The sequence below is a fragment of the Brevibacterium atlanticum genome, assembly GCF_011617245.1.
Taxonomy (GTDB): domain Bacteria; phylum Actinomycetota; class Actinomycetes; order Actinomycetales; family Brevibacteriaceae; genus Brevibacterium; species Brevibacterium atlanticum.
Genome location: NZ_CP050152.1, coordinates 1,130,001 through 1,147,352, shown reverse-complemented (window position 1 = coordinate 1,147,352; position 17,352 = coordinate 1,130,001). Strand labels below are relative to the sequence as shown.

The 17,352-nt window shown below is 64.5% G+C and carries 19 protein-coding genes and 2 pseudogenes; 9 read left to right on the top strand and 12 right to left on the bottom strand.

The window, feature by feature from the left end:
• Positions 1–70 precede the first annotated feature (70 nt).
• From GUY23_RS04925 to GUY23_RS04885, 9 genes and pseudogenes are all read right to left on the bottom strand, one after another.
• Positions 71–160 (bottom strand): annotated as a pseudogene (locus GUY23_RS04925) (recombination mediator RecR); the annotation flags it as partial.
• Positions 161–486: 326 nt separating this feature from the next.
• Positions 487–744, bottom strand: coding sequence for a transposase (locus GUY23_RS18915; RefSeq protein WP_407647380.1), 258 nt, complete (start codon positions 742–744; stop codon positions 487–489).
• A gap of 31 nt (positions 745–775) precedes the next feature.
• A pseudogene (locus tag GUY23_RS04915) lies at positions 776–2,325 on the bottom strand (IS1634 family transposase).
• A 21-nt stretch (positions 2,326–2,346) separates the two neighbouring features.
• Complete coding sequence (locus GUY23_RS04910) at positions 2,347–2,688, bottom strand: hypothetical protein (RefSeq protein WP_166970250.1); 342 nt, start codon at positions 2,686–2,688, stop codon at positions 2,347–2,349.
• A 33-nt stretch (positions 2,689–2,721) separates the two neighbouring features.
• Entirely contained in the window at positions 2,722–2,970 is a 249-nt protein-coding gene (locus GUY23_RS18910; protein ID WP_166970248.1) for a helix-turn-helix domain-containing protein, read from the bottom strand.
• A gap of 73 nt (positions 2,971–3,043) precedes the next feature.
• On the bottom strand, positions 3,044–3,298 hold the full coding sequence (locus tag GUY23_RS04900) for a hypothetical protein (RefSeq protein WP_166970246.1): 255 nt from the start codon (positions 3,296–3,298) through the stop codon (positions 3,044–3,046).
• A gap of 22 nt (positions 3,299–3,320) precedes the next feature.
• Complete coding sequence (locus tag GUY23_RS04895) at positions 3,321–3,647, bottom strand: hypothetical protein (RefSeq protein WP_166970244.1); 327 nt, start codon at positions 3,645–3,647, stop codon at positions 3,321–3,323.
• Between the two features lie 210 nt (positions 3,648–3,857).
• Entirely contained in the window at positions 3,858–4,463 is a 606-nt protein-coding gene (recR, locus tag GUY23_RS04890; protein ID WP_166970242.1) for a recombination mediator RecR, read from the bottom strand.
• Positions 4,460–7,855, bottom strand: coding sequence for a DNA polymerase III subunit gamma and tau (locus GUY23_RS04885; protein WP_166970240.1), 3,396 nt, complete (start codon positions 7,853–7,855; stop codon positions 4,460–4,462). Before GUY23_RS04885 ends, recR begins: the two co-directional genes overlap by 4 nt.
• A gap of 138 nt (positions 7,856–7,993) precedes the next feature.
• Here GUY23_RS04885 and GUY23_RS04880 point away from each other — a divergent pair, with 138 nt between their 5' ends.
• The 3 genes from GUY23_RS04880 to GUY23_RS04870 are packed head-to-tail and all read left to right on the top strand — an operon-like array spanning position 7,994 to position 9,999.
• Positions 7,994–8,659, top strand: a complete 666-nt coding sequence (locus GUY23_RS04880) for a DUF1707 SHOCT-like domain-containing protein (protein ID WP_166970238.1) — start codon at positions 7,994–7,996, stop codon at positions 8,657–8,659.
• A complete protein-coding gene (locus GUY23_RS04875) occupies positions 8,656–8,892 on the top strand; it encodes a hypothetical protein (RefSeq protein WP_166970236.1) in 237 nt (78 codons plus the stop codon). Before GUY23_RS04880 ends, GUY23_RS04875 begins: the two co-directional genes overlap by 4 nt.
• Before the next feature lie 60 nt (positions 8,893–8,952).
• Positions 8,953–9,999, top strand: coding sequence for a GNAT family N-acetyltransferase (locus GUY23_RS04870; protein ID WP_166970234.1), 1,047 nt, complete (start codon positions 8,953–8,955; stop codon positions 9,997–9,999).
• 59 nt (positions 10,000–10,058) lie between these two features.
• Here the strand turns inward: GUY23_RS04870 and GUY23_RS04865 are convergent, their stop codons facing one another.
• The 3 genes from GUY23_RS04865 to GUY23_RS04855 all read right to left on the bottom strand — a co-directional run bounded on the left by GUY23_RS04865 (position 10,059) and on the right by GUY23_RS04855 (position 12,164).
• Positions 10,059–10,466 (bottom strand): DUF4190 domain-containing protein, encoded by a 408-nt coding sequence (locus GUY23_RS04865; RefSeq protein WP_166970232.1) that lies wholly within the window; start codon positions 10,464–10,466, stop codon positions 10,059–10,061.
• A 104-nt stretch (positions 10,467–10,570) separates the two neighbouring features.
• Complete coding sequence (locus GUY23_RS04860) at positions 10,571–11,161, bottom strand: TIGR03085 family metal-binding protein (protein ID WP_166970230.1); 591 nt, start codon at positions 11,159–11,161, stop codon at positions 10,571–10,573.
• 91 nt (positions 11,162–11,252) lie between these two features.
• The gene (locus tag GUY23_RS04855) at positions 11,253–12,164 is read right to left on the bottom strand and encodes a Sir2 family NAD-dependent protein deacetylase (protein ID WP_166970228.1); all 912 of its coding nucleotides are present in this window, start codon (positions 12,162–12,164) and stop codon (positions 11,253–11,255) included.
• Positions 12,165–12,221: 57 nt separating this feature from the next.
• Between GUY23_RS04855 and GUY23_RS04850 the strand changes: the two genes are divergently transcribed.
• From GUY23_RS04850 to GUY23_RS04825, 6 genes are all read left to right on the top strand, one after another.
• Positions 12,222–12,671: a flavodoxin family protein gene (locus tag GUY23_RS04850; RefSeq protein ID WP_166970226.1), complete on the top strand. Its 450-nt coding sequence runs from the start codon at positions 12,222–12,224 to the stop codon at positions 12,669–12,671.
• 155 nt (positions 12,672–12,826) lie between these two features.
• Positions 12,827–13,249 carry a hypothetical protein gene (locus GUY23_RS04845; protein WP_166970224.1) on the top strand — a complete coding sequence of 141 codons (423 nt, stop codon included), beginning with the start codon at positions 12,827–12,829 and terminating at the stop codon, positions 13,247–13,249.
• A 151-nt stretch (positions 13,250–13,400) separates the two neighbouring features.
• Positions 13,401–13,793 (top strand): winged helix-turn-helix domain-containing protein, encoded by a 393-nt coding sequence (locus GUY23_RS04840; RefSeq protein ID WP_166970222.1) that lies wholly within the window; start codon positions 13,401–13,403, stop codon positions 13,791–13,793.
• A gap of 131 nt (positions 13,794–13,924) precedes the next feature.
• Positions 13,925–15,343, top strand: a complete 1,419-nt coding sequence (locus tag GUY23_RS04835) for an amidase (protein WP_166970220.1) — start codon at positions 13,925–13,927, stop codon at positions 15,341–15,343.
• 19 nt (positions 15,344–15,362) lie between these two features.
• On the top strand, positions 15,363–16,196 hold the full coding sequence (locus GUY23_RS04830; protein WP_166970218.1) for a helix-turn-helix domain-containing protein: 834 nt from the start codon (positions 15,363–15,365) through the stop codon (positions 16,194–16,196).
• 140 nt (positions 16,197–16,336) lie between these two features.
• Positions 16,337–17,344 carry an iron-siderophore ABC transporter substrate-binding protein gene (locus GUY23_RS04825; RefSeq protein ID WP_228282742.1) on the top strand — a complete coding sequence of 336 codons (1,008 nt, stop codon included), beginning with the start codon at positions 16,337–16,339 and terminating at the stop codon, positions 17,342–17,344.
• Positions 17,345–17,352: the final 8 nt, after the last annotated feature.

Here is a 17,352-nt window from a genome sequence, read left to right as displayed (position 1 = left end):
CTTCAGGGAAACCGCGAATGACCGCTGTTCGGATCGGAACACGTCGATCGGCTCGAGCCGTTGACGCGGTTCAGTCGATCTCGCGCCGGCCGGAGAATGCGCGGCCGAGAGTGACCTCATCAGCGTATTCGAGGTCACCGCCGACGGGCAGGCCCGCGGCAGGAATTCTTTCTCGGGCTCCTAACGGGCAATGGTCGGCATAGGGATCTCAGCGGCAGAGGCAGCGAGACGCTATGCGGTCTCCCCGAAGATCTTCTACAACGCGCTCAAGGGAACCGGGGCCTACTCCCGTGCTGCATGGCCGGCCGGAAGATAATAGCTGGCTCGCGGGCACCTACGTGTCGCGTTTCTGAAGTTGGTTTAGGTTTCACCTCCTCGACTGACCGCGCGGGTGTCGTCGTCCATACGAAGGGGTTGGCGTTCGATCTACCCGTCGATGAACTCCCGGATCTTCCCGTTCAGATTCTTCACCGAAGTGAACACACCTCACTTGTTTGCTTGCCGATCGATGATCCCGAACCATACCTCCACGAGGGTCAACCACGACCCCGACGCCGGCGTGAAGTGAACATGGAGCCGAGGATGGGACTCCAACCGCTGACGTACTTCTGCCGTTTTATGGGTGGCGTAATTGTCCATATCCAGATGTAGCTCCTGGCCCTGATAGGCCCGGTCGATCTGACGCAAAACGACAGGAACTCGTGCCGCCGATGCCGCGACTTCACCACACCTCCTGAGTTGCACAACTTTAGTTACCCACCGCCGAAGACCGAATTTACGATTTTTCCAGCGCCTTGAGCATGTTCTCGACGGCCTTGGGCACTTCGGGTGTGAACGTGATGTCTTGGCCACTCACGCGGCCGGTGAACTCTCGCAACGGCCGTAGACTCGTGATGATCTTCTTCAACGATGCCCCAGTCGCCTCTTGCATGAACCTCGATACGGCTAAGGAGGTGAACACGAGCGTCAAGTGCGCCTCGATCGCGTCCCTTTTCCGGTGAAAAATCGGCCTGGCTCTCAAGTCGGTCTTCGACATCCGGAAAGACTGCTCGACATGCCACAAGTCGTGATAACTGCCGATCACCTCAGCAGCCGACATAGTCCCGGCTGGAATGTTCGTGACATAGCCTTTGAACCCTGTCAGCTTCATCGCCCGCTCGTAAGCTTTCTCGTCGAAGGATTTCTCCTCCTCGGTGACCTTCACAAACCGGGCCTTCTTCGCCGGCTTATCCCCATCGATGATCGCCAACGCCCGGTTACGCTGCAGGTTCAACGTCTGCTCATCACGCATCGCTCGTTTGCGGCGGTATTGCCACACCACTCGCCACGCATCCGGATGCTCTTCTGCTGACCACGGGTTCGCGTCTCTTCTTCACCCGGTCTGGGTCGAGTCGCTTCACTCCCTTCGGGGTGATCGTGTCGATGATCTGCCCATCGGTGGTGTACTCACCATTCCACCGAAAATGGGTAGCCAGATCGTGTGGGGCTTTCGTCTGCCTGGACCCGACGATGAACCGCAAACCGGCATCATCGAGTTCCTTGAGGTTCTTGGCTGAGAGCATCCCGGCATCGGCGGCGACGACCATGTCAGTGACGTGATGCCGTTCTTGGAAGGCTTTGATCACGGGAATGATCGTGTGAGTCTCGGCCTTCGATCCTTCGAAGCACCCGATCTCGAGTGGGAACCCAGTCCGGTCGACGAGGAGCCCGACGACGATCTGCGGGTCGACACGGCGTTCTTTCGAGTACCCGACCTGACGCAGAGCATCTTCCTTCTCAGCCTCAAATATAAGGTCGTGACGTCATAGAGCAGCAGGCTGATGCCGGTAGTGGCGACACTGTGAGCGAAGCATTTCTCAGCGATCTTCGCCCGGTAGTCGCGTTCGTTGGCCCGCACTAGGCGTTGAGGAACGTGTTGCGGTGAACAACCTCGACACCGAGCTCGTCGAGGACTCTGACACTGTCAGACTTCGACGTCGGCTCAACCAACCTGGCAGCAACGAGCTGGAAGAACGCTTCATCGTCAATAACGTCGAACCCGAGCCTTTCGTACACGCTGCGGATCGTGTCGATAAGAAGCCCGGACCTGCTGGACTTCACGACTGCCGATGACACCCGCGGTTTGTCCGCGGTATCGAAGTCGAGTGTGGCCTGTCCGGGGTCCCGCAGTTTAGCTTTGCCAGCTTCGACGAGAGCGGCGAGGTCCTCGGGCGTGTGGGCGGACCCGAGGTGCTCGACGATGCGGTACTTCCCGCCGGTCTTATCGGCGATCTGTACTGCCGTGGCGCCCGACGCGGTGGGTACCTTGCGCACGAATGGGCTCATTCCCCCATGATACGGCGAGAATTAGTTACCCAAACCTGAGACCAGCAGCCGCCTGACCAGGGTCGATATGTTCGGGAACCCTGAAAACCTCATCCACTTGTGCAAGTCAGGTCTGACGCAAAACGACAGGAACTCGTGCCGCCGATGCCGCGACTTCACCGCACCTGTGACTTGGCCAGTCGCGACCTGCAGCGCCGCGACCAGGGTCGACGTTCCACGCCTGTGATAGTCGTGAGTGCGTTTCTCCGCATCACCCATGCGCATCGGCAACAACGGGGCCGTGCGTTCGAACGCCTTAATCTGAGACTTCTCATCGACACACAACACGACCGCATTCTCCGGCGGCATCAATGTCGTGGTCACGATCTCGAAGTCATCGAGGCGCCTCGGTCGACCCTAACGCTGGTCATCAGTGAGGCCAGCGATCCCCGACTCTTCGTAGCGTGCCCGCCACTTCAGAACAGTGACCACGGACGAACCCGTCAACTCAGCGATCTGAGTGTTCGTCACTCCGTCGGCGGCCAGCAGCACGATCCGTGCTCGCCTGGCAAGCCCGGCCCTGATGGTCGACGGCCTCAACCACTCACGTAGCACTGGTCCCTCATGCTCGAACAAGGTTGATGCCAGAGCGGGAGAATTCGCCATAAACCGATTCTCCCTAACAAACAAACAACCATTCAGGAACTAACGATACGCGACACTAGAGACCGCAAATAGCTCAATTACATCGAATGCAGAATCTATGATCAACTAGCTTGATGAGAAGATCAAGGAGCTCCACATCTTGATTATCGACCCCATCGCCATTCGGATCAAATAACACCTTTCCCCCAGTCACTGACACTGGTATCCCGAAACCGACGCACACCATAGCTAACTTATCAGTCAGCTCGGCTTTGTCTGAAACAGATATCTTGCGGAGATTAAGTGTTTTAATAAAGGCATTAACCTCGTCAGGACTGATCTTCGTCATGAGAGCAATTCGAATCGGAAGCTCAGAGTACTGCCGCAGTGCAGTAGTCACTCACAGTCTTGATGTTTTGGTTTGTTGTGACCTTCCAGCGCCCTCCACTGCCATTGCCAGGGTATCGGTAGCCATGAGTGCCACCGAAAGTGTCAGATGCAACTTGCTTGCCATTTAGGTAAAAGACCGCATTGCCGGATCCTTCAAGCGTGACAACAACGTTGAGCTGCTTCCCGGAAGGGCACTTCAAATACCCGGTTACCGAGTCTGTGGCGGCCATTGCTGGAGTTGAAGAAATTCCAGTCATAAGTAGAGACGAAACTAAGGGGGCGCCAGCAATCTTTGCTCTGATGCTCATCAGATCACTCTTTCGAGTTAAATTCTATTGTTTTTTCCACCGTACCTTCGGTTGTGTCGTTGGGTCAACGGCCCGTATTTCCCGGGGGTCTTGACATGAGGCACTCCGTGACCCGCATTTCGCGGAGGCATTGCAACGAGGCTTCTGGCGGCCGCGAATGACCGCTGTTCGGATCGGAACACGCCGATCGGCTCGAGCCGGTGTTACGGTTCAGTCGATCTCGCGGCGGCCGGAGAATGCGCGGCCGAGAGTGACTTCATCGGCATATTCGAGGTCACCGCCGACGGGCAGGCCCGAGGCCAGCCGGGTGACCTTCACCCCGAGAGAGCCGAGCAGCCGGACGAGGTAGGTTGCGGTAGCTTCGCCCTCGAGGTTGGGGTCTGTGGCGATGACTGTCTCCGTGACCTCGCCGTTCTGCAGACGGGTCATGAGTTCCTTGATCCGCAGATTGTCCGGTCCCACGCCGGCCATCGGGTCGATCGCGCCGCCGAGAACGTGGTAGAGGCCCCGGTATTCGCGGGTGCGTTCGATCGCGACGACGTCCTTGGGCTCTTCGACCACACAGATCATCGATCGGTCGCGGCGCGGGTCCTGGCAGACCGTGCATTCGGCCTCTTCGGACACGTTGCCGCAGATCTCGCAGAACCGCACTCGTTTCTTGACGTCGGTGAGCGCCTGCGCCAGCGCGGTGACGTCACTGGAGTCGGTCTGGAGGATGTGGAAGGCGAGTCGCTGCGCCGACTTCGGCCCGATGCCCGGAAGCTTGCCGAACTCTTCGACGAGATCCTGGAGGGCACCTTCGTAGACAGCGCTCATACTTCTCTTTCGTCAATGATTTCGCCGCCGAGGACGCGTGCGATCACGTCGACCCCGATCTGGGGTGCCTCGGAGACGTCGAGGTCCGTTTCCGGATCATACTCGTCCTCGTCCGGTCCCGTGGCCTGCGGGTAGGGATTCGCCCCGGGCGCCGAGGCGGCGCTGGGCTGGGCCCCGGACACACCGTTGGGCTGCGGGGCAGATCCGAAATCGGATCCACCCGGAGCAGTCGTATGGACACCGTGTTTCTCCGCGAGGGCAGCGAAGCGGGACTTGAAGGGTTTGGATTCGTTCGCGCGGCTCGGCGGCGGAGTCTGGGCAGGAGCCGAGGTTGGCACGGACGACACCGAGGCCTCTGCCCCGAAGTCGCCGGTGGGGTCACTGAGGTCGGGGTAGTCGAGGTCGTCGTCAGGTGGAGGCACGACCACGGCACCGACGTCCACAGCTCCGCTGCCGGCGCTCGTCGTATCGACATCGGCAGAAGCGGTGACCGGCGGACCGGTGTCGGGTCCATCGTGCCAGTTCGGCTCCTCCCACCGCGGTTGGACGTATTCCATCGGTGAGCTGTCATCGTCGTACGGCGATCCTGATCCACCGAACGACTGCGTCTGCACCTCCGCTGAAGTCGCGTGTCCTTCATCGGTCGGCGCCTCTCCCTCGGGGTGAGGCACCTGTCCGTCGGCCGCCCAGCCCTGCTCGCCGGAATCGGAGCCTGACTCACCTGAGGCCGAGGCCGAGTCTGACTCGTCGGGGCCCGCCACTGGCGCGGCGGAGGATGACGATGGCTGCCACGAGTCGGAGTCGCTGTCGCCGTCACCCTCGGGTGCCTGGTCTGCGGGAGCTCCGAAGAAGTCGTCGTCGGAGAGATCGGGCACGACGATCTCCGGGACGTCGGCTTCGGCGCTATCTTCGTCGGCAACGGTGGCCGGCTCGACCGGTGTGTCCGATTCGTCCGAATGCGGCTGTGTGGCGGCACCTTCCTTCGCAGCGTGGTCGTCGACATGGTCGGCGATGCCGGACTCGGTGCCGCCGGACTCAGGGTTGTCCGGCTTTGCCGGAGCCTGTTCGAACCCGCCCGCGCGCTCGTCGTCGGGGCGGTTGATCTCAGGGGTCGGTTCGCTGGGTGACCCCGGCTGTTCTCCCTCCTCGTCGTCGGAGGACCAGGGGCCTTGAGTCGGTCCGCTGGGTTCCCAGAACTTCTCGTGGTCAACCTGTGGTTTGTCGACCTCGCGGGTGCCGACGACTGCAGCGACTTCCTGGGGGCTCGGGCGGCGCTGGCTGGGTGCCGGGCCACGGTTGCCTCCGGCATCGTTCATCGGCGGGGCCGCAGCCCCTTTCCCCTGATGACCGCCGGACGCGTTTCCGCCGCCGATTCGGCCGACATCGCCGACGTCGATGCGCGCCTGGATGCCGAGGACGTCGTTGATCGCGGCGGCCAATTTGGCGCCGTGGTCGCGCTGCTGGAAGCCCTGGACGGATCCGGGATTGTTGAAGCCGAGGTAGACAACCCCGTCGGAGAATGACTGCGGAATCGCGTTGGCCGCGATGATCGCGCGGGTGAGGCGGCTGCGCTTCTCGACGGCGGCGAGGATGCTCGGCCAGGCGCGACGGATCGCTTCGATCTCTCCGCCGATATCGCCCGATCCCGCCACCGAGGTGGCTTCCGGTGCCGCTGCCTGCTCAGTCTGCGAGGTCTCCCCCTGCCCGGAGGCTGAAGCCGAGTCCGGTGCTGACGCTGGGGCCTGTGCGGAGGCGGTCGGTTCGGACGCCTGGCGCTGCGGATCGGCCGGTTGGGAGTTCGCTTCGGGCTGCTGGTTCCCGGTCTCCGGAACGGAAGCGGATTCGCGCCGAGGATCCTGCTCGCGTTCGTCGGTGTGCGGAGATGCTGGTGCAGCCGTCGGCTCGGACGCGTGAGTCGACCGCTCCGGCTCCGCCTGAGCAGGCTGCTCTTGGGACTCCTGCGCCTGAGCCGACGGGTCGGCGTCGTTGAGCATCGATTCTGCGGCGACGGCCATGGCGGCGATGTCATCGAAGTCGTCGTGATCGGTCGGCTGGGACTGTCCAGCAGGTGCCTGCGCTCCGTTGCCGCCTCCGGCAGCACCTGCCGGTTCCTGCCCAGCAGGCCGGCCCTGACCTGACGTCTGGCCAGCAACCTGCCCCGAGCCCGGAACCTGGCCCTGGTCCGGCGCTGCCTGCGCCGGGGGCAGATTCGCTGCCACACCGGTGGCCGACATGCCGATCCGTCGCTCCATCCGCTCCATGCGGCTGAGCACGGCGTCGCGGCTGCGACCGGACCCGGGCAGCAGAATGCGCGCGCAGATGAGTTCGAGCTGCAACCTCGGCGAGGTCGCCCCCGACATCTCGGTCAGTCCCTCGTTGAGCAGGTCCGCGGCGCGGGAGAGCTCCCCCTGCCCGAAGCCGGCGGCCTGTAGGGTGAGGCGTTCCAAACGGTCCGGCGGCACCTCGGGCAGGAAGGCATGGGCCGCCTCGGGGGCGGCATTGATGACAATGAGATCGCGGAAGCGCTCGAGCAGATCCTCGACGAAGCGCCTGGGGTCCTGACCGGATTCGATGACGCGTTCGACGGCGCGGTAGACCCCTCCGCCGTCACCGGCGGAGAAGGCATCGACGATGTCCGAGAGCAGCGAGTCCGGGGTGTAGCCGAGCAGCGCGATGGCTCGACCGTAGTCGACTCCGTCGGGTCCCGAACCGGCGATGAGCTGGTCGAGCACGGACAGGGTGTCGCGCACGGAACCACCGCCGGCGCGCACGACCAGAGGCAGCACACCCTTGGCGACGTTGACTTCTTCCCGGCCGCACAGATCCTCGAGGTAGTTGGTCAGCGCCTCGGGCGGGACCAGCCGGAAGGGATAGTGGTGGGTTCGCGAGCGGATCGTGCCGATGACCTTCTCGGGCTCGGTGGTCGCGAAGACGAACTTGATGTGCGGCGGCGGTTCCTCGACGATCTTGAGCAGGGCGTTGAATCCCTGCGAGGTGACCATGTGCGCCTCATCGAGGATGAACACCTTGTACCGGTCGCGGGCCGGCGCATAGATCGCCCTCTCCCGCAGGTCACGGGCATCATCGACACCGTTGTGGCTGGCCGCGTCGATCTCGACGACGTCGAGCGAACCGGGCCCGCCGTTTGCCAGGTCCCGGCAGCTCGGGCACTCACCGCAGGGCACCGGGGTCGGCCCCTTCTCACAGTTGAGGCACCGGGCGAGGATCCGTGCCGAGGTGGTCTTTCCGCACCCGCGCGGCCCGGAGAACAGGTAGGCATGGTTGATGCGGCCGCGCTCGATCGCGGCCTTGAGCGGATCGGTCACATGCTCTTGACCGATGACCTCGTCGAAGGTCTCTGGGCGGTATCTTCTGTACAGTGCGGTGGACACGTCCCCTAGCCTAATGCCAACGACTGACACGAGACACGGCCCCGGCAGCCTCCCCGATCTCTCAACTGCCCGCCCCGTCACCGCCCCTGAAGGCTCCCGCCGTTGTCGCTCACCGCACGATCAGGCACGATAGAGATCATGACCCAGCCCAATCCCTCCGACCCCGCCGACAACGACCCCGCGAAGACTTTCCGCATCGGCCATAGAGAACGCGACGAGGCGATCGAGGTCCTCCGCGAAGCCGCCGGGGACGGACGGATCACGGTCGATGAGCTCGACGAACGGATGGAGAAGGTCCACGCCGCGAAGTTCCCCATCGACCTCGACGAGGTGCTCGCCGACCTCACCATCGAACTGCCCTCCGATCGCTTCCGCCCCACCTCGGCGATCGCACCCGCCGCTGACCGCGGGCGGGCGATCCAGGGACGTGACCGCTTCGATCCGCTTGTCATCAAGGCCGCCTGGGAGTCTGAGGTCCGCCGTGCGCGCTGGGCGGTGCCGCCCTACATCCGCTGCGAACCCTCGATGTCGAACATCGAACTGAATTTCCTCGAGGTCGACACTGACCTGCAGGTCATCGAGGTCGAGATCGTCGCGGGCATGGGCTCGGTCACCGTCGTCGTCCCCGACGACTGGGCCGTCGACGTCGAGCACCTCTCGAAGTCCTGGGGCAGCGTGAGATCCGTGGTCAACGCCGTCCCCACCGGCCGCAGACCCCTCGTGCGGGTCGGCGGTTCGATCGGCATGAGTTCGTTCAAGGCCCGCTTCGCGAACTACTTCGACCGTCGGCGAATGGCCAAGTGATGGAGCCCGGTCTCGGTGCGGTCATCTTCCTCACCTTCGCCATCATCATCGTCTTCAGCCTCGGCGCGTGGCTCGTCCACCGGGTGATGACCAAACCCGGCGCGCACATCGGCTCCCGCCTGCCCAAGCACGACCCCCACGCCGAGGCGGACCCCGCCGATCCGTCCCATCCTGACTTGAGCGACGGCTCCGACCATCCTGACTTGAGCGACGGCTCCGACGAACCCCGGTGATCCGGCACCGGTGGCCCTGCTGTGCTTGAAAACACCCTCGGACCGTGGTCGACTCATCTCATGTCTGAGATTCGGATCACCCGCATCGATCACACGGATGAGGACGCGTTGGTCGCATGGAACGACCTCATGCGCACCGCCTACACGAATGATCGCACCGCGGCCTGGTGGCGCAGCCCCGAAACGACGCTGACCCAGTTCGCCCATCCGCGCACGGACAAGACGGACATCGCCCTGGTCGCCCACCTCGACGAAGAGGCCGTCGGAGGCGCCGAGATCAACCTCACCGCCGAATCTCCGGCGTATACCGAGCTCGGTGTCATCCCGCCCTGCCGTCGCCGAGGTATCGGCACTGCCCTCGCCGAGGCGGTCGAGCAGATACTCACCGACGCCGACCGGCCGTCGACGATCGTCCAGACCGAGACCTACTGCCCGGCCGGAGTCGCGTTCGCCCAGACCCGGGGCATGAGCGTGGGCAATGAGGAGCACCGGCTGCTGCTCGATCTGCCCACCTATCTGCGCGCCGATGCCGATAGGTACAAGGATTCCGGGGCGTCGACGACCGTGCCCGTGCTCAAAGCGGATCCGGACTTCTCGGTCACCTCGTGGATCGGCGCGTGCCCCGAGGAGGTCCTCGAGTCCTGGACCAGACTGCGCGAGCAGATGGACGAGGACGTGCCCGTCGGGGACCTCACTCGCTCGGTCAGCCACGCCAGCACCGCTGCGATCCGCAGCCATGAGGAGCGGATGGACGATCAGGGTTGGGTCTTGGTCGGCTCGATGGCCCATGTGGGTGATCTCGCCGTCGGGTATACGGAGATCATGGTGTCAGCACACGACCCGGAGATCGTCATTCAGGAGGACACGCTCGTCGACCGTGCCTATCGGGGGCGGGGAATCGGTCGGGCGCTCAAGGTCGCGAATCTGCGTCAGCTGCCGGCGGTGCCGGCGACCACCTCGGCGAAATGGGTGCAGACGTACACGGCGACGAACAACGGACCGATGCTCGCACTCAATCGGGATCTCGGCTTCAGCGTCGCGGACACGATGACCGCCCTCGAGGGCCGGATCGAACACCGCGAAGCGGCGCCCCGCCCTCAGAATTGAGGATGCGAGGCGCCGCTGGACGAGGAATGCAGGTGCATACCACAGGGTGGCCGAACCGGTCAGCCGGCCATGAGTCCGGCGAGCCCGCTGACGATGCCGAACGAGATGCCGAGTGCCCATCCGAGGGCGAGCAGACCGAGGAAGACGTATCCGAGGATGAGTCCCCACTTGCCCATCTCATTGTCGGCGCGACCGTCCTCGCGCGAGCGCCTGCGCGCCATGTGACCGGTGATGATGCCGATGACGGGTCCGATGAAGTTGAAGCCGAGGAAGGTCGAGAGCGTGGCGACCAGTGAGATGATGCCGAGCACCTTGCCCGGGTCCTCCTCGGTGCGCTGATAGCTGCCGGCGGCCTGGTAGCTCTGCGGGCCGTCCGGGTAGCCCAGCGGAGAATGGGGCGGTAAGACCGGTCCGGTGTTCTGGGGCTGGTCGAACTGTCCGGGGGTCGGGACGGGTGCTGCGTTCATGATGCGGGGTCTCCTCTGCGATGGCTGATGAGACCAGCCTAGGAATCCGCAGCAGCCTCGCGACAGGGACCAATCCCCCGAGCCGGTGGAGGAAATCCCGACCTTCAGCGCACGTCGACGAGAGCGTGGTCCTGCCTGCCCATGAGGTAGAGGAGGAGCTCGAGCGGCGCACCGGTGATCGTGACGCCGTTGCCTGAGCGCTTCTTACCCGCCCTGCGGATGCCGAATCCCGGTGCCTCGATCGTCACGGGCCCCTCGGCCTTCGCCGCAAATGGAAGGAGCGCGACCTTCGTCTGAGCCCAGACTGTGGCGGTCTCCGCCTGGGAGAATCGGCGCGGGATCCACTCGATGGCTGCGCGGCGGATGTCCTCGTGGTGGACGAGGAATTCGGTCGTGTTCATCACGGACTCGACTCCGGGCAGGGCCCCCGGCGTCCACTTCGGCGGGGAGGCGACGAGGCCGAGCAGCTGCGCATAGGGCATCGACGCATAGTCGTTCTCCTTCGCCTGCCTGCGGTCGTCGAACTTCGAGACGAAGATGCCCCGAGCCGCCGAAGGGTGCCGTTCGCGGATGATGAGGTGGGTGGCCAGGTCTCTGGTCGTCCACCCCTCGCACAGGGTGGGGGCGTCCTCCCCCGCTCGGCGGGCGGTGTCGACGAGTCGCAGTCGTTCGGCGCGTGCCAGATTGTCACTCATGGTTCTCAGTCTTACATCCTCGGCTTGGACTCTCCTGGACGTGGGCGAACCGTCTGACCTGGAGGCTCGCCGGTCACCCCTCCCTGCAGGCTCATCTCGCTGCCCACAGGGTGACGAACTCGGCGACCCGGGAGATCGAGCGGTAGTCGGCGAGGTCGTCGCCGCGGGTGGGACCGTCGGTGACGATGACGACGGGTTTGCCGTCCTTCGCGGCAGCACGGACGAAACGCAGGCCCGAAAGCACCGCGAGAGAGGATCCGAGCACGACGAGCCCTGCAGCGTCATCGCAGATCCGGTTCGCCTTCTGCAGCCTGGCCGGCGGCACCGAGTCGCCGAAGTAGACGACGTCGGGTTTGAGCAGTCCCCCGCATTCGGGGCAGTCGAGGACGACGAATCCCGCAGTGTCGTCGAGTTCGACGTCGCCGTCGGGAGCGGTCTCGACGTCGATGGGGTCGATGCCGACCTCGTGGGCGAAGTCCGGGTTGAGTTCGCTCAGCCTCCGCTGCACCCAGTCACGGTCGAACAGGTGCCCGTTCTGCAGGCAGACGACCCGGTCGAGGCTGCCGTGGAGGTCGATGACGGGACTGGGCACGAGATCCTCGCCACGGTCGGCACGGTCGGCGGCGACCGCCTCGGCGGCGGCCTGATGGAGTCCGTCGACGTTCTGCGTGACGATCCCGGCCACGGGCAGCCCGGACAGCGCAAGGTGCCCGGCATTCGGTCGGGCGCCGCGCATCCGGGGCCAGCCGACCCAGGAGCGCGCCCAGTACCGTGCCCGCTGATCCGGGTGGGAGAGGAAGGTCTGGATGGTCATCGGGTTGCGCGGGGTCGCGTCGGGTCCGCGATAGTCCGGGACGCCGGAATCCGTGCTCATCCCCGCGCCGGTGAGCACCGCCCAGTCCGCGCTCGCATAGTCGCGGGTGAGGACGTCGACGATCTCATCGTCGGGGTGACTGGCTGCCGGACGGGTGCGTCCGCGCATCGGATCGAAGATGACGGCCATGGCACCACCTTATGCGCGGGGGCTGACCCGAGTCATTCCCGGGGCTAGGGTGGAGCCATGGTCAGCGTGCTGCTCGTTCATCACTCACCGTCCGATCCCACCTCGCAGATCGCCGAGGCGGCCCTGACCGGGCTGCGCCTTCCCGAGCTCGGCGACATCGAGGTCGCCGTTCGACCGGCGTTGGAGGCCGGCGTCGAGGATGTCCTGGCCGCCGATGCGTATGTGCTCGGCACGACGGCGAACTTCGGCTATATCTCCGGCGCCCTCAAGCATTTCTTCGACACCACCTATGATGCGGTGCGCGATCCCACCGCGGGCCGGCCGTTCTCCTACTGGATCCACGGCGGCTACGACACCACCGGGGCCGAGACCGCGATGAAGCAGATCACGACCGGTCTGGGGTGGGCGCTCGCCTTCGACCCGCTGATCTTCACCGGCGAGGTCGCCGCGGACCACCTCGAGAAGGCCACGGAGCTCGCCGCCACGGTCGCCGCCTCGGCGCTCTGACACACTTCTCACCTCAGCACTCTTGGGTACCGCCCACCGCCGGCGGAAACTTCTTCTTGAAACTACTTTCCATGATGGAAAGTAGTTGCTACTGTAGAACTACTTCCGCAGATCGCATCGGACATCCCGCCGATGCCCGAGCAAAGGGATCCGCCATGAACACCACCCCCACCCCGGAGCAGGCCGACGAACTCCTCGCCCAGGCCGAGGCCAGTCAGACACAGGCCCGCACGAACGATGCCTGGCCGTTGGTGACGCTGTTCTTCGTCCTCTCGGCCGGACTGTCGGTCGGTCTCGTCGCTGTCGGTCTCATCACGGACAACACCACTCAGCTCATCATCCTCGGGGCCGGGCTGGCCTGGCTCATACCGGCTCTCGTCGTCTACCTCATCAAGGCCCTGAGCTGGAGCCGCCGCTCAACTGCCGTACTCATCACCTGGCTGGCTGTCATCGTCATCGGCTTCATCGGCGGTGTCATGACCGACTCCTTCGCCGCCTCGACACCGGTCCCGTTCTTCGCCGCAGGACTCCTGTGGGTCGCGGCCCCGGTCTTTTCCCTACTGGCCCTGCGCCGCTGAGCGGAATACACCGATTGTTTGGTCGATCCACCGTGTTTCGGAGCACGATTTCGAGGCGGATCGACCAAACAATCTCGGCATTGCAGTCAGCCAGCGCCACTGCAGTCAACCAGCGGCCGACACGGACCAGCTCACTGAAGGAGCAACCACAATGACGACGAAACAGAACTCCACTTCAGGCCCCGACGACGCGCGCGCCGACGACCACGCAACCGACGCACACGCGGCAGAGGACGAAGCGATCCCCAACCTCGGCGATTCGATCGCACAGCTCGAACCGGACCTCAACAACCCCACCCGGCTGGGCATCGTCTCGAGCCTGAAGAACCGGGAGCGGGCGGAGTTCAAGCTGCTGCGCGACAGCCTCGGCGTCTCCGACTCCGTCCTCTCCCGCCACATCACCGCCCTGGAGAAGACCGGACTGGTCGAGGTGAAGAAGGGGTACGTGGGCAAGCGGCCGCGCACCTGGGTCTCGATCAGCACTGACGGACGGGGACGGCTGGACTCCCACATCAGAGCACTGCGCGAGCTCGCCGGCGGGTGAACCACGAGATCTTCGCTGGTGAGACGGCCTAAAAAGGAGTGACTGCCCGGGCGCCCCCCCCCGGTTAGGATACAAACGGCGGCGCTCCGAGTGATCGGACCCGTCCCACTCACCAGAGGCCAGGAGGCACGATGAGCACTACAGCGGCACAAACCGACCTGCATTACCGTCAACTCCACGAGATCTCCGATCTCATCCGCGCCAGGCAGCTGAGCTCTCGAGAGGTCACTGAGTCGATGCTCGCCCGCATCGAGACCTCGGATCCGAAACTCAACGCCTACGTCACCATCATGAGCGAATCGGCACTGGCCGAAGCCGACCGAGCCGATGAACTCCTCGCCCGCGGCGACTGGCTCGGTGATCTGCACGGAGTGCCCGTCGCGGTCAAAGACCTCGCGGACACCCACGATGCCCCTACCGGAGCCGGAACCACGATCCATGCCGACCATCGCCCCGATTCCGATGCCACCGTCGTGGCGCGGCTGCGTCGTGCCGGAGCCGTCATCCTCGGTAAGCTGCGCCTGACAGAAGGTGCCTTCACCGGACATCACCCCGACCTGCCGACTCCGGTCAACCCCTGGGATGCCGACACCTGGCCGGGGGTGTCCTCGTCGGGGTCCGGAGTGGCCACCGCGGCGGGCCTGTGCTTCGGCTCTCTGGGATCGGACACCGGCGGCTCCATCCGCCTCCCCTCCTCAGCCAACGGAGTCACTGGTCTCAAGCCCACCTGGGGCAGAGTCTCCCGGCACGGTGTCTTCCCGTTGGCACCGAGCCTCGACCACATCGGCCCGATGACCCGCAGTGCTCGGGATGCTGCGATCGTCCTCGAAGCCATCGCCGGACGCGACCCGCTCGATCCCACCTCGGCGCTCGAGCCGGTCCCTCGCTATTCCCAGCGCCTCCACCTTGATCAGGCACCTGTCGTCGGATTCGACCGTGAGTTGGCCGCCGCACACTTCGACGATGCGACCAATGCGATGCTGGACACGACGATCGAGACGATCCTCGGACTCGGCTGGCGCGTCCTCGATGTCCGCACCCCCGATTTCGCCGAGGCGGCCCAAGACTGGACCGCCCTGTGCGGGATCGAGACCGCCGCAGTCCATGCGGAGACCTACCCCGCCCGCAAGGACGAATACGGCCCGGATCTCTCCGGCCTCATCGACATCGGACGCGGCCACACCGCCATGGACTACCACGACCTGCTCGAGTCCCGACGGGCGTTCACCGGACGGATGCGGTCCCTCATGGCCGATATCGACCTGCTTCTCCTGCCCGGAATCGGCGTGGGGTCGCCGACGAAAACGCAGATGGAGAGCCTCGGCTCCGATCCCGAGCTGTTCGCCGCCGTGACGGTTCCCACTGCACCAATCGACAGCTGCGGGATGCCTTCGATCACCATGCCGGCAGGGTTCACCGACCGGGGCACTCCGCTGGCCGCCCAATTCGTCTCCGGCGACTTCCGCGAAGAACTGCTGCTTGCCGCCGGGCACTCGTTCCAGCAGTCCACGGACTTCCACACCCGGCACCCGAACGCCTCTGCACCCTGAGGCCGCGTATTCTGAGGCCGTGACCACGATCAAACCGTTCCACTCCCGGGACTCGGCTTCAGCACACGTGACCGAGCGCCGACTGCCCCGCTACTCCGCAGGGCAGATACGTCTGCCGATGCAGATCCTCGGCTCCGCGGAGACGATGGACCGTGAGACCTATTGGGCCGAACACTCCCATCCGACCCATGAACTGCTGTGGCGGGAGCACGGTGTGGGAACGGTGTCGATCGGCGCCAGGACGTGGACGATCACGCCACCGCTGGGAATGTGGATTCCGGCCGGCGTTCCGCACTCCGGGTGGACGCCCGCCGGAGTGGTCGTCAATGCGGCCCAGTTCGATGTCGACGATCCCCCGATCTCCGATGTGCCGACGGCTGTGAGAATCCATCCGCTGCTGCGTCTGCTTCTCGCCCGGTTGCAGACCCTGGAGCCGCAGACAGAATCCTACGGCCTGACCGAGGCGATGATCCTCGACGTCATGACTCCCGCCGAGCACGAGGTCCTCCTCCACCGCCCGACCGCCGAGCTTCTGGCACCGATCGTCGACGCAGTGCTCACCGACCCGAGTGACCCCACGACCCTTGAGGAATGGGCGACACGCCTCGGCACGAGCGCCCGCACCATCACGCGCGCCTTCACCGCCGAGACGGGACTGAGTTTCAACCGGTGGGTGACGACCGCCCGCATCCAACATGCGATCACCCTCATCGGTCTCGGCCATGAGATCCCGGATGCCGCCGTCGATGTCGGCTACGCCTCGGCGAGCGCATTCACCACAGCCTTCAAACGGATCATCGGAACCACCCCGGCCCAGTTCAGAGCAGAGCCACCCCTCCACGTGTCCGGTTGACGAAACCGGCTGTCAGAATTGCTCGATTGCGCCAACCCTTTCCCTCGGATACTTTGATAAGGCACACCTAATTTCTTCTTCTTTCCAGGTGTGTCTCAAGCATCTTGCGAAAGGCAGCAATGACCCGTTCAGTCCGCGCTATGGCACTCACCGCCACCATGGCCACCGCCCTCGTCCTCTCGGCCTGCTCGTCACCCGATTCCTCCGCCGATGCCGACTCGGGAGACAGTTCCTGGGAGCCGGTGACGATCGAACACGCCCTCGGCACCACGGAGATCGAGAAGAAGCCCGAACGGGTAGCCACCGTCAACTGGGCCAACCATGAGGTGCCGCTGGCCCTCGGCGTCGTCCCCGTCGGGATGGCCAGTGCCGACTTCGGCGACGATGACGGCAACGGCGTCCTTCCCTGGGTCGAGGACAAGCTCGAGGAACTCGATGCGGACACCCCGACCCTGTTCGACGAGACCGACGGCATCGACTTCGAGGCCGTCGCCGACACTCAGCCCGATGTCATCCTCGCCGGCTACTCGGGCCTGAGCCAGGAGGACTACGACACTCTGTCGGAGATCGCGCCGGTCGTCGCCTACCCGGAGACCGCGTGGGGCACACCCTGGCGGGAGATGATCGAGATCAACAGCGAAGCCATCGGCATGAAGGACGAGGGCGAGAAGCTCATCGGAGAGCTCGAATCCGAGATCGATGACAAGGTCGCCGACCACCCGGCGATCAAGGACAAGTCGACGATGTTCCTCACCCACGTCGACCCCTCCGACCTCTCCGAAGTCAACTTCTACACCACGCATGACACCCGGGCGATGTTCTTCGACGACCTCGGAATGCAGGCACCGGCAAGCATCGCGAAGGCTTCGGAGAAGACCGACCAGTTCTCCTCGAAGGTCAGCGCCGAACAGGCCGATGTCTTCGACGACGTCGACATCATCGTCACCTACGGCGACGACGAACTCGTCAAGACCCTCGAAGACGACGAACTGCTCTCGCAGATGCCCGCAGTGAAGAACGACGCGATCGTCAACCTGCCCGGCGATCAGCCCCTGGGCACTGCAGCGAACCCGACCCCGCTGTCGATCTCGTTCATCCTCGATGACTACCTCGACGAACTCGACGCGGCCGCGTCGAACGGCAAGTAGGACGCACC

Coding starts and splice junctions, on each gene's coding strand:
- GUY23_RS04865 (WP_166970232.1), bottom strand. CDS start 10,466: ATGAACGCAGCACCCGTCCCGACCCCCGGACAGTTCGACCAGCCCCAG.
- GUY23_RS18910 (WP_166970248.1), bottom strand. CDS start 2,970: ATGGCGAATTCTCCCGCTCTGGCATCAACCTTGTTCGAGCATGAGGGA.
- GUY23_RS04845 (WP_166970224.1), top strand. CDS start 12,827: ATGAACACCACCCCCACCCCGGAGCAGGCCGACGAACTCCTCGCCCAG.
- GUY23_RS04870 (WP_166970234.1), top strand. CDS start 8,953: ATGTCTGAGATTCGGATCACCCGCATCGATCACACGGATGAGGACGCG.
- GUY23_RS04880 (WP_166970238.1), top strand. CDS start 7,994: ATGACCCAGCCCAATCCCTCCGACCCCGCCGACAACGACCCCGCGAAG.
- GUY23_RS04895 (WP_166970244.1), bottom strand. CDS start 3,647: ATGAGCATCAGAGCAAAGATTGCTGGCGCCCCCTTAGTTTCGTCTCTA.
- GUY23_RS04860 (WP_166970230.1), bottom strand. CDS start 11,161: ATGAGTGACAATCTGGCACGCGCCGAACGACTGCGACTCGTCGACACC.
- GUY23_RS04840 (WP_166970222.1), top strand. CDS start 13,401: ATGACGACGAAACAGAACTCCACTTCAGGCCCCGACGACGCGCGCGCC.
- GUY23_RS04855 (WP_166970228.1), bottom strand. CDS start 12,164: ATGGCCGTCATCTTCGATCCGATGCGCGGACGCACCCGTCCGGCAGCC.
- GUY23_RS04825 (WP_228282742.1), top strand. CDS start 16,337: ATGGCACTCACCGCCACCATGGCCACCGCCCTCGTCCTCTCGGCCTGC.
- recR (WP_166970242.1), bottom strand. CDS start 4,463: ATGAGCGCTGTCTACGAAGGTGCCCTCCAGGATCTCGTCGAAGAGTTC.
- GUY23_RS04900 (WP_166970246.1), bottom strand. CDS start 3,298: ATGACGAAGATCAGTCCTGACGAGGTTAATGCCTTTATTAAAACACTT.
- GUY23_RS04835 (WP_166970220.1), top strand. CDS start 13,925: ATGAGCACTACAGCGGCACAAACCGACCTGCATTACCGTCAACTCCAC.
- GUY23_RS04850 (WP_166970226.1), top strand. CDS start 12,222: ATGGTCAGCGTGCTGCTCGTTCATCACTCACCGTCCGATCCCACCTCG.